Source organism: Schaalia canis (genome assembly GCF_003858455.1).
Classification (GTDB): domain Bacteria; phylum Actinomycetota; class Actinomycetes; order Actinomycetales; family Actinomycetaceae; genus Pauljensenia; species Pauljensenia canis.
Genome location: NZ_RQZF01000005.1, coordinates 134,482 through 145,971, shown reverse-complemented (window position 1 = coordinate 145,971; position 11,490 = coordinate 134,482). Strand labels below are relative to the sequence as shown.

Annotated in this window: 7 protein-coding genes; 3 read left to right on the top strand and 4 right to left on the bottom strand. The window is 61.3% G+C overall.

What is annotated here, in order from left to right; translation table 11 throughout:
- The coding region (locus EII11_RS06700) for a WD40 repeat domain-containing protein (RefSeq protein ID WP_420820445.1) at nt 1-437 on the top strand (437 nt) is incomplete at its 5' end.
- Between the two features lie 124 nt (nt 438-561).
- Here EII11_RS06700 and gatB read toward each other — a convergent pair.
- The 3 genes from gatB to gatC are packed head-to-tail and all read right to left on the bottom strand — an operon-like array spanning nt 562 to nt 3,856.
- On the bottom strand, nt 562-2,058 hold the full coding sequence (gene gatB / locus EII11_RS06695; RefSeq protein ID WP_124870502.1) for an Asp-tRNA(Asn)/Glu-tRNA(Gln) amidotransferase subunit GatB: 1,497 nt from the start codon (nt 2,056-2,058) through the stop codon (nt 562-564).
- Complete coding sequence (gene gatA / locus EII11_RS06690) at nt 2,058-3,560, bottom strand: Asp-tRNA(Asn)/Glu-tRNA(Gln) amidotransferase subunit GatA (RefSeq protein WP_124870500.1); 1,503 nt, start codon at nt 3,558-3,560, stop codon at nt 2,058-2,060. Before gatA ends, gatB begins: the two co-directional genes overlap by 1 nt.
- Nucleotides 3,560-3,856: an Asp-tRNA(Asn)/Glu-tRNA(Gln) amidotransferase subunit GatC gene (gene gatC / locus EII11_RS06685; protein WP_124870497.1), complete on the bottom strand. Its 297-nt coding sequence runs from the start codon at nt 3,854-3,856 to the stop codon at nt 3,560-3,562. Before gatC ends, gatA begins: the two co-directional genes overlap by 1 nt.
- A 100-nt stretch (nt 3,857-3,956) precedes the next feature.
- On the opposite strand from gatC, the gene EII11_RS06680 reads away from it, so the two are divergent.
- A complete protein-coding gene (locus tag EII11_RS06680; RefSeq protein WP_124870495.1) occupies nt 3,957-5,225 on the top strand; it encodes a phospholipase D-like domain-containing protein in 1,269 nt (422 codons plus the stop codon).
- A gap of 99 nt (nt 5,226-5,324) precedes the next feature.
- On the opposite strand, the gene ligA is transcribed toward EII11_RS06680, so the two are convergent.
- Nucleotides 5,325-7,787 (bottom strand): NAD-dependent DNA ligase LigA, encoded by a 2,463-nt coding sequence (gene ligA / locus EII11_RS06675; RefSeq protein WP_124870492.1) that lies wholly within the window; start codon nt 7,785-7,787, stop codon nt 5,325-5,327.
- Between the two features lie 179 nt (nt 7,788-7,966).
- Here ligA and EII11_RS06670 point away from each other — a divergent pair, with 179 nt between their 5' ends.
- Nucleotides 7,967-11,479, top strand: coding sequence for an FtsK/SpoIIIE domain-containing protein (locus tag EII11_RS06670; protein WP_124870489.1), 3,513 nt, complete (start codon nt 7,967-7,969; stop codon nt 11,477-11,479).
- Nucleotides 11,480-11,490 lie beyond the last annotated feature (11 nt).

Below are 11,490 nucleotides of genomic sequence, written 5' to 3'. Positions count from 1 at the left end.
TGACCAGTGGCGCCTACAGCCCAGACGGCACCACCATCCTCACCACCAGCAGAGATAACACCGCCCGCATCTGGGATGCCACAACCGGCCAAACCCTCCACACCCTCACCGGCCACACCAACACGGTGACCAGTGGCGCCTACAGCCCAGACGGCACCACCATCCTCACCACCAGCAGAGATAACACCGCCCGCATCTGGGACACCACAACCGGCCAGCAAATCGGCACCCAGCTTGATTTCCTGCCGGAAGGCCAGGTAGTGGTCCGCGACGGTGCCACCCAAGAGATCCTGGGCGCCTCCGACGGCGCCTGGCGCTGGCTGGGCATCACCGTGGTGCAGGACGGCCGCCTGGTGCGCCTGCCCGCCGAAATGGGCGGCATGCTGCCGCCCATTTCGGCACTCGGCCCCGCCTCCGACTCCCCCGCAAGAGCCTAAGCCGCACGCACACCACGCTGCACCACGATGCTGCACCAACCCCTAGAAACAGCACTGCCCCTCACCGCGGAACACCCGCAGTGAGGGGCAGCGCCACAAGCCCGCATCGAGGCTTCTCGCCTACTCAGGCACCAACGATCTCCATAATGAGTTCACGCACGCGAGCAGCATCAGCCTGACCACGAGTCGCCTTCATAACCGCGCCCACCAGGGCACCGGCGGCCTGCACCTTGCCAGCCTTGATCTTCTCGACAATGTCGGGGTTGGCATCAAGTGCTTCCTGGACAGCAGCAGTGAGAGCACCCTCATCAGAGACGACCTCAAGGCCACGGGCCTCAACGACGGCGGTGGGGTCGCCCTCGCCAGCCAGAACGCCCTCAAGCACCTCGCGAGCCAGCTTGTCGGTCAGGCGACCTGAATCCACCAAGGACTGCAGCTCAGCGATCTGCGCGGGAGTGACCGCCATATCAGCCAGAGCAACCTCAGTTTCCTTGGCGCGGCGGGACAGTTCACCCATCCACCACTTACGTGCCGATGCTGGGCTCACACCAGCGGCAACGGTGGCCTCGATCAGATCAAGGGCATCAGCGTTGACCACGTCGCGCATCTCCAGGTCGGAGAAGTCCCACTCGGCGCGCAGGCGGCGACGGCGCGCCACCGGCAGTTCAGGCAGGCCAGCGCGCAGTTCCTCCACCCATTCACGCGAGGGCGCAACGGGAACGAGGTCAGGCTCGGGGAAGTAGCGGTAATCCTCAGCGTCAGACTTTTCACGTCCCGGCGAGGTCGAACCGTCCTCCTCATGGAAGTGACGGGTCTCCTGAATGACGGTTCCGCCCTCAGAGAGGATGCCCGCCTGACGCTGGATTTCAAAGCGCACAGCGCGTTCAATACCACGGAAAGAATTGACATTCTTCGTTTCAGAGCGCACGCCCAGAGGAGACTCAGGGGTAGGACGCAAAGAGACGTTAATGTCGGCGCGGACATTGCCGCGTTCCATGCGGGCCTCAGACACGTCAAGGGCGCGGAAGATATCGCGCAAGGTCTGAACGTAGGCGCGCGCCACCTCCGGCGCACGATCGCCAGCGCCCGTGATGGGGCGCGTGACGATCTCCACCAGGGGCACACCGGCGCGGTTGTAGTCCACCAGGGAGTAGTCGGCGCCGTGAATGCGCCCATCCGAACCACCCACGTGGTTGTTCTTGCCCGCGTCTTCTTCCATGTGGGCGCGCTCAATCTCCACGCGGAAGAGCGTGCCGTCCTCCAGCTCGACATCCACCCAGCCGTCGTAGGCAATGGGCTCGTCGTACTGGGAGGTCTGGAAGGCCTTGGTCAGGTCCGGGTAGAAGTAGTTCTTGCGTGCAAAACGGCAGTATTCTGCGATATTGCAGTTCAGAGCCAGGCCGATGGTGATCGCGTACTCCACGGCTGTGCGGTTGACCACAGGCAGGGAGCCGGGCAGGCCCAGCGACACGGGAGTGACGTAGGTGTTCGGGTCGCCGCCAAAAGCGTTGGGGGCGGCGTCGAACATCTTGGTGGCGGTGCCGAGCTCAACGTGGACCTCAATACCAAGGACCGGATCAAAGTTGGCAACAGCGTCTGCGTAGTCCATCAGGTCAGTCATCAGTTTTCCTCCCAGGTCTGAGCAGGGCACTGGCCAGCAATGTCACCGCTGAGGTCTTCCACAAGCTGAGCGACCTCATACATCTTCAGATCGCCACGAGCCGGCGCGATGATCTGGAAACCGATGGGCAGGCCATCAGCCACAGCGTTGGGCACCGACATGGCAGGCACACCAGCGAGGTTAGCCGGGATGGTGGCAATGTCGTTGAGGTACATGGCCATCGGGTCATCCATCTTCGAACCGAATTCGAAGGCGACCGTCGGAGCGGTGGGCGACACAAGGACGTCAACCTGCTCAAAGACGCGGTCGAAATCGCGCTGGATGAGGGTGCGGACCTTCTGAGCCGAACCGTAGTAGGCGTCGTAGTATCCGGCAGACAGAACGTGCGTACCAAGGATAATGCGTCGCTTAACCTCGTCGCCAAAGCCAGCCTCGCGGGTAGCAGCCATCACGCGCTCAGCGGTGACGGGCCCCTCGGTGGGCTCAACGCGGATCCCGTAGCGCATGCCATCAAAGCGGGCCAGGTTCGAAGAAACCTCGGCGGGCATGATGAGGTAGTAGGCCGACAGAGCGTACTCAAAGGAGGGGCAGGAGACCTCAACGATTTCCGCTCCGGCCTCGCGCAACTGGGCAACGGTGGCATCAAATGCTGCCTGAACCTCAGGCTGGTAGCCCTCGCCCGTGAGCTCGCGGACAACACCCACACGCAGGCCCTTCACCGTGCCAGCCTCGTGGACGGCAGCGGTAGCAGCGCTCAGGGCTGGGACCTCGTCAGTGAGGGAGGTTGAATCCAGCGGATCGTGTCCGCCAATGAGTTCAGTCAGCGCAGCAGCGTCAGCGACCGTGCGGGTCACAGGGCCAATCTGATCGAGGGAGGAAGCCATGGCCACCAAGCCGTAGCGGGACACCGCACCGTAGGTGGGCTTAGCGCCCACGGTTCCCGTGACCGCGCCGGGCTGACGGATGGAGCCACCCGTATCAGAGCCCAGAGCCAGAGGCACCATGAAGGCAGAGACAGCAGCAGCGGAACCACCGCCGGAGCCGCCCGGAATACGACCGGTATCCCAGGGGTTCAGGGTCGGGCCGTAGGCGGAGTGCTCGGTGGAAGACCCCATCGCGAACTCATCCATATTGGTCTTGCCAACGATCGGCAAGCCAGCGGCCTTTATACGCTCAACGACGGTGGCGTCGTACGGGGGCTCCCAGCCTTCAAGGATCTTCGAGGCGCAGGTGGTGGGCATACCACGCGCAACCATATTGTCCTTCAAAGCGATGGGCACACCCGCCAGGGGATGCAGTTCTTCGCCAGCGGCGCGACGGCGATCAATCTCGGCGGCAGTAGCCAGGGCGCCCTCGCGGTCCACATACAAGAAGGCGTTGAGGCGAGGGTTGAGGGCCTCAATACGATCCAGGCAGGCGGTGGTCAGTTCCACGGAGGTCACCTCGCCTGCGGCCAGCATCGCTGCCAGCTCAACGGCGGACTTACGCAGCATTTCCTTCATCAGTCTTCCTCCAAGATCTGCGGCACCAGGAACATCCCATCCTCATGAGCGGGAGCCTGAGCCATCACTTCGTCGCGGTCCAGGGTCTGCCCCACCACGTCCTCACGCCATACATTCGTCAGCGGCAGAGGGTGGGAGGTTGCAGGCACATCTGGAGTAGCAACTTCAGAGACCTTCGCAACGGAGGTAGCAATAACGTCAAGTTCGCCGGCGATTTTTTCAATCTCCTCCGGCGTAAGGGCGATTCGGGCCAGACCGGCAACGCGGGCGACCTCGTCAGTACTGATGCGTGACATGGGGCCAAGTCTACCCACACTGGCTGTTCCCAAGCACATATCCTCTGGCGTTCCTCGCCACTTCCAGCCTTTTTCACCCTCCACCCTTTAGGCTTGATGTATGCCTCGACGCTCCTGGACCTCACTGAACGCCGACAATGGCTGGTCACTGCTCAAGAAAGCCGGGGTGGGCATTGCCGTCGCCCAAGCCGCCGCAGTCGTGACCGTGCATGCTGTTGACCGCATGCGCCGACGCCGCGTGCCCGGTGGCCTACGAGGCTTCCCGACGCTGCCGCCCTCGGACACGCAGGTGCACAACAACGAGGTGCGCATCTACACCGAGGGAACCTCACTGTACGCCGACATGCTGGAGGCAATTAATAACGCCACCGACACCATCTACTTTGAGTCCTTCATTTGGCGCTCGGACGAAACCGGCCAACGCTTCAAGTCAGCGCTCATTGCCGCAGCACGGCGCGGCGTGAAGGTCTACGCCATCTACGACGGCTTCGCCGTGCTCAACCAAGCCCCCAGCTTCTATCTTTTCCCGGCACTGCCAACACTGCACGTCCTGCGTTTTCCCGAGATTCGCTCTGGCATGTTCACGCTCAATATGCGCAAAACCGGACGTGACCACCGCAAGATTCTCGTCGTGGATTCTGCGGTGGGCTTCGTGGGCGGCTACAACATTGGCGACCCTTTCGGCTACGAGTGGCGTGACACCCATGTGCGCATTACCGGCCCGGCCGTGTGGGAACTTGAAAATGGCTTCGCGGATTTTTGGAACCATTTCAAAAACCGCCGTCAGCCCTCGCTGCCCGACCGTGGTGCGAAGGCATGGGACTCCCAGATTACCGCCGCCTTCAATCTACCTTCTCGCCTGCTCTACCCCGTGCGTGGCCTCTACATTGACGCCATGGATCGGGCCCGCAACCACATTATGATTACCTCGGCCTACTTCATTCCCGACCGAGAAATCCTGCAAGCGTTGGTTAATGCTGTGCGGCGCGGAGTCCGGGTGCAGGTGCTCATCCCCGAGTACTCCAACCACATTATGGCCGACTGGGTGGCACGCCCCTACTACGGGGAACTCCTGCGTGAAGGCGTAGAAATCTGGCTCTACCGTCACGCGATGGTTCACTCCAAGACCATGACGGTTGACGGCATGTGGTCCACGATCGGCACCGCAAACATTGATCGCCTATCGATGCTGGGCAATTTCGAGGTCAATATGCAGTTCCACTCGCGCGAGCTGGCCGCGCGCATGGAGGAAATCTTCGCCAATGACCTCACCACCGCACGTAAGCTCACCATTGACGAATGGGACGAGCGTTCGATGATGACACGCGTGTTGGAGAATCTCCTTCAGCCCTTCCGCGTCATCGTCTAAGCGCCTTTAAGTACCCCCGTCACGCGCCCGAAGGACGAGGGCGACACGCGCCGTTCCTTGGGCGTGTGGGTGGGCGCTCTTCCCCAACGTACCTGCGCCTTATTGGGCGAGCACAGCCTCTAGCCCCTGCTCAAGCAGGGTGTCAAAGGCATTCTCATCGACCACCGGCACGCCCAAAGCCTCGGCCTTTGCCAGCTTCGAGCCGGCACCCGGCCCGGCCACCAGCAGGGAGGTTTTCTTCGACACCGATCCTGCTGCCTTCGCACCGCGAGCAATAATCGCCGCCTTCGCGCCCTCACGGTCATAGCCGGGCATCGAGCCGGACACGACAATAGTCAGACCGGCAAGGGTTTGCTCCAGGGCTTCCTTTTCCTCGTCGGCCATACGCACACCCGAGTCCGCCCAGCGCTGCACAATCTTGTGATGCCAGTCGACGGTGAACCAGTCATGAACGGACTGGGCAACAATCTGGCCCACTCCTTCCACCTGAGCAAGTTCATCCACTGAGGCTGCGCGAATGGCCTCAAGGGAGGTGAAGTGGTCGGCTAAAGCCTGAGCTGAGGTCGGCCCGACGTGGCGGATCGAGAGGGCGTTGAGGACTCGCCACAGGGGCTGGGTCTTGGCCTTCTCCAGCTCCTCCAGCATGGTGAGCATGTCCTTGGTGGGGCGGGTTTCCTGGTTCTTGCGGAAGGTGTCTTTGCCTTTGAGGCGCTTACCTGTTGACCAAAATGCCCGCACGAGGCGCCAGGATTCCTCCACCCCGTAGTACTCACGTAGGGCTTGGGGGAAGGCTGCACGCTTCCAGACGTAGAGGTCACGCACGTCCTGGGCTTGCAGGTCAAAAATGTCTGCTTCAGAGGAAAGAACCGGGGTCTGTGCAGGGGGCAGCAGGGCCTCAGCAAGAGCCGCCAACTCACTATGATGGCGCTCGGCTAGTTCCTCTGCCTCTACGCGAACTACCGGCGGTAGATCCTCTGTTTCTGTGGGGGCCAGCAGCACCGGCTCCCCGGCGATGAGCGCGGAGATGACCTCGGCTCGGTTGAGTTCCGGTTGAGTCAGGGCAAGCGCAGCTTCTTCACCCAAACCCTCAATATCGAAAGCTGAGCGTCCACCCAAGAAGGTCAAACGCTGCGTGATCTGCGCCGGGCAATGCGCCTGATTCGGGCAGCGCACATCCACATCCCCATCCTTTGCCGGTGCCAGTTCAGCGCCGCAGGATGGGCAGTGCGAGGGCATGACAAATGCGCGTTCGGAACCGTCACGGAGTTTTTCAACGGGTCCCAAAATCTCAGGAATGACGTCGCCTGCTTTACGCAGGATCACCATGTCACCAATAAGCACGCCCTTACGTTTGACCTCGTCTTGATTGTGCAGCGTCGCTGAAGAGACATGAGATCCGGCAACCAGCACCTTTTCCATCACCGCATAGGGGGTGACGCGTCCGGTGCGCCCCACCTGAGTACGAATGTCGAGCAGGCGCGTGTGGACCTCCACCGGCGGATACTTATAGGCCGCCGCCCAGCGCGGGGCGCGCGAAGTGGTACCCAGGGAGGCCTGATACTGGCGCGAGTCGATCTTGAACACCATGCCGTCGATTTCGTGGGAGAGCTCATGGCGATGCGCACCGTAGTAGCTGATGACCTCGTCAATGTCAGCGTGAGAGGAAATAAGGCGCGTATAGGGCGAGGTCGGCAGCCCCCAACCGGCTAGCAGCTCATACCAGGCGTGCTGGGAATCAGGGAGGATGTACTCCTCGGGAGCATCAGCGGCAGCCTCGTACACACCAATACCGTGGCAGACCATTGCCAGGGGGCGCTTGGCTGTTTCAGTGGAATCCTTTTGCCGGAGGGAACCGGCAGCCGCATTACGCGCGTTAACGAAGGTCTTTTCGCCCCTCTTTGCACGTGCAGCATTGAAGGCCTCAAAGTCTGCGGTGGGGAAGAACACCTCGCCACGGACTTCAATACGGCGCGGGATTGCCTGTCCTGTGAGGCGGTGGGGAACGTTGGCGATCGTGCGCACATTAGCGGTGACGTCCTCGCCCACACGACCGTCCCCTCGGGTGGCGGCGCGCGTGAGCACTCCGTCCACGTAGAGGATGGAAATAGCCAAGCCATCAACCTTCACCTCGGCGCACACCTGCGGGTTGTCAACACCGAGGCCATTGTGGCAGCGGTCGTACCACTGGTGGGTTTCCTCCACGCTGAACACGTCGTCAAGGCTGAGCATGGGAATGTCGTGGGGGACCTCAGCGAAGGTATTAGTGCGCGAACCCCCCACTGTCTGTGTGGGCGAGGTCGAGGTAACGAGCGCGGGGAATTGGTCCTCTAGCTGTTTGAGGTCCTCAAAGAGCGCGTCATAAGCGGCATCTGATTCAGAGAGCTCAATTTCTCCGCCGTCTGAAGCCGCGAGCGCGTCATAGTACTCATGGCGCAGGCGTTCGATCTGTGCGCTGAGCTCGGCATGCTGGCGGCGAGCCTCTTCAGGGATAGCCTCCGCCTGCTGGGAATGTTCGACGGATGAGGCATTGAGAATGAAATCGTCAGCGTGCATGGACTCCATTGTGTCATTCTCGCAGAGCCTTCACGCTGGGCGCGGCCTTCTTGTCGTCGTCTTGTGTTCTTCTTGTGCGTGCGTGCCCAGCAGTGTCACTTATCCACAGCGGGGGGAGGCGAATGGGTTTATCCACAGGGCCGTCACATGTTTTTCTCTCAACAATGCCGCATGAGGAGACTTAAGGGGTGACTACTGACAGCGTTTTAGAGAATGTCCGCGCTTCACGCGACGCCCTATCGGCGACGTGGCATTTGGCCTGTGTGGACGGGCCTGATCGCGGCGCTGTTCTTCCTCTTCCCTCCCCAACTTCTCATGCTCGTTTCATCTTCGGGCGGTGTAGTCCCGCTGTGACAGATCCCCTCATTTCCCGCGAGCATCTGCTGATGCGCCCACTTGAGGGGCAGGTGCGTGTGCATGATTGCGGATCAGCTAACGGTAGCGCGTTACGAGGCCGCCGACTGGGCAGTTCTTTAGTGCCGCGTCGGCCTCGTTCGATGCTGTCCGGTCACGTTGTGGAAGTGGGTTCGTCGCACTGGGAACTACGCGCACGACCAACGCTTTTTCCCGTCCCTGTAGCACCCCCATCAGAAGCCTCCCCTTCGCGGATGCGTTTCATGCCTCTGCTGGGGGCTGTCATGCTTATTGTCTCCCTAACGCTTTCTTTACGTCGCGTCTTTAGCGCGTGGGGGCCTTCTCCTGAGACTCCATCAACGATGTGGCTGGCGGTGCCATTATTGGTTGTCACCGCTGCTGTCATTGTCGCGGCAGGGATTTGGCGACACAGACGCCGGGAGCGCCCCGCGCAGTTCAATGCGCGCATCTGGAGCGATCCTGCCGCGCTCCTGTTGACCCTGGCACATATGACAAGCCACGCAGCCACGCGTGCTGGTCAGCACACCTTCTCCCCCACTCCCCTTGTCCTGCCACTACCGCTGGAGCCGTCACTCACCCCGGCGCTGCCCCCTGCCGTGCCCCTGGCGTGGCCTCGGGCTCTACTCCGGGCTCTACCTGGGGTTCTACCTGGGGCTCTGCCGTCGCGCCGCCCTCAACGACGTTCCAGCCTTGTTGTGGACCTCTGGAACGAGGGCAGCGCACTCCCTTCCTCCTTGCGGCACACTCCCTCACGACACTACTGCCGTTTTCCCGCCCTTCAGGGAGACGATCCTTTACGCAGCGCCCTCTATTGGGTAGCTTTTCTCAGCCTCCCTTCGGGAGGATGCACGATCAACGTCGATCCTGCCTGCGCTCCCTTCTTTCCCAGTGGACGGCAGTTTTCTTCCGCCCGCACGAACTCCCATGGTGGAGCCACGGCCTCGACACCCGAAAACACCCAAGTTCCGCTGACACTTGTCTGTGGCAATGGCAGCCGAGAGCTTCATCTTCTCGCCTCATCAGAGTGCCCGTTTTGCGTCGATCAGTGGACACCCGGTGTTGCCCATATGGGAATTGGCCGCGACATTGATGAGCTTGGGGCGTGGTGGGACTACCCGCTGCCTGCCGAAACGCCTGCGTCGTGGACATGGATCGAACAATGTTTTCGCAGCAACACTGACCTTCCACATTCGGGCGCTCTTCCCGAATGTGTCGAGGCCGATGCTCTGGGGTTCCCGTCGCTGCCAGAATCGCCCTATCCCCTTGGCGCGCTCGCGACCGCGCTCGGTGTTGGTCCTGCGGGCACAGTCAGCGTTGACATGGTCGCGCAGGGCCCTCACGCGGTTATTGTCGGCACCACAGGCTCAGGTAAATCTGTCGCCCTCCTGACATGGATTTCCGGCTTAGCTGCACGCTACTCACCCGAACACCTACGCATGATTCTCATTGACTACAAAGGGGGTGCCACCTTCTCTTCCCTCGCTCAACTCCCCCACGTGGAAGCCACTCTCACTGACCTTCATCCCGCCCAAACTGAACGGGCACTCATCGGGGTACGCACTCTACTTCGACAACGTGAACATGACCTTGCTCAGGCTGGCTTCAGTGACCTCAAGCAGTGGGAGGCCGCAGCGGAAAACGGCCAGTGCTCGCGCCCCGCTCCGCCCAGGGTTCTCCTGGCCTGCGATGAGTTTTCTGCCCTCTCCACCCAGCATCCCGAAGCCTTCCAGCTCCTCATGAGCCTGGCAGCGCAGGGCCGCTCCCTTGGACTCCACATCCTGCTCGCCACCCAGCGGCCAGACAGCACCCTAACCGCAGGACTGCTTGCCAATATTGACCTCCGCCTTGCCCTGCGTTGTCGAGAAGAATCCGCCTCACAACTGCTCATTAACAGCACAAAGGCCGCTCATTTGCCACGGATTCCTGGGCGAGCCATTCTGTCTGACGTCGGGGAGATTCAATGCGCATGGATCCGTGACCCCTCAAGTGTCATCACCGAACTCACCCGACAGTGGCGCGATACCTCCGCATCCACCCGCAGCATTCCAAGGCTCTGGGCACAAGATCTGCCCGAACGCCTGCCGTGGCAGGCGATGCCAGCGACAAGTGCTTCGCAGGGCCTGCCCATCGGCCTCGTTGACGGCATCGCGAACGGTTCCCACTGCGCTTTACGGTGGATCGGAGGGCATATTCGCCTGGAGGGATCCCGCCGCAATAGTGCCACTTTAGCCGCATCGGTCAGGGCCCTTGCCAGCGCCATTGCCGCATCAGAAATGCTCCCCCTGCATGTGTGTAGTGTTGACCCCCGTATCTGGGAACACAGTGAACACGCTTTTCGCGCTCAGCCCGCCTGGGGCCGACCGGCAAGCCTGCTCCCCATCAGTGATGGAGTCAGCGTCGCTCATCTGCTTCACGAAGCTGAAGCTCACGGCCCCAGCGTTATCGCCATTGAAGATCAATCCATGCTGCTACGCGCACTCGAACGCGATATTGGCGGAGCCAGCGCACATAACCTGTGGAATCACCTTCTGCAGACCGCGCAAACCCACAAGCTCACACTAGTCATCGGCCACCCCGAGCAACCCAGCTTGTGGGATCGAGAAAGCGGAGTGATGAACTATCGCCTTCTTTTCGCCCACACAGACCACGAACTCCAACGCATTGGTGCAACGCGCGCCCACCCAACCGAGGCGATCCCCGGACGAGCCCTCCTTGTGAGCGCACCTGAAGACGCCACAGATCCCCCCATGAATACCAGCACAGATACATGGACCCAGGTTCAGCTTCCGCTGGAGCTCCATCCTAGCCTCGCCGTCCCGCCTTCACACTCTGCCGTCCACTCTGCTTCGCGTTCTACATCGCCACGCCCATGGTGCGTCCGTTCTGACTCCCACCCGCCATCACACCTCTTTAACGACGAGCTTCACAGGGACTCTCGCTCTGCCCCACATGGTAGCGAGGGCGGCCCGCAGGCCCGTCTACTCGTTGGCGCTTCCTTGGAGCCTCTTTGTCTACCTGACGGTGGGGAAATCACCCTCATCAGTGATGATGCTCCTGCGCAAGCCGCAGCTCTTGGCCTCCTCGATACGGCAGACGCAGGGACGCCCACTCTCTTGTTGCCTCAACAGTGGACCCAGCTTGCGGCTTCGCCCTCGCCAATGATTATTGCCCTTGGGGTGCGCGAGGAAGTCAGCCGCGCTCTTACGATGAAAGCAGGCGGAGCACATCCATGGATTGCCCGATCTTCTGGCGACGCTCGAAGTGGAATAATTTTTCGTCAAGGAAGGCTGGAACGTTGCCTGCTTGTTGAAGATAAAACGCCGTGATGAGGCCCGTT

Bases quoted from the DNA above. Each gene is read 5' to 3' on its own strand.
- gatB (WP_124870502.1), bottom strand. From the start codon at position 2,058: ATGACTGACCTGATGGACTACGCAGACGCTGTTGCCAACTTTGATCCG.
- gatA (WP_124870500.1), bottom strand. From the start codon at position 3,560: ATGAAGGAAATGCTGCGTAAGTCCGCCGTTGAGCTGGCAGCGATGCTG.
- gatC (WP_124870497.1), bottom strand. From the start codon at position 3,856: ATGTCACGCATCAGTACTGACGAGGTCGCCCGCGTTGCCGGTCTGGCC.
- EII11_RS06680 (WP_124870495.1), top strand. From the start codon at position 3,957: ATGCCTCGACGCTCCTGGACCTCACTGAACGCCGACAATGGCTGGTCA.
- ligA (WP_124870492.1), bottom strand. From the start codon at position 7,787: ATGGAGTCCATGCACGCTGACGATTTCATTCTCAATGCCTCATCCGTC.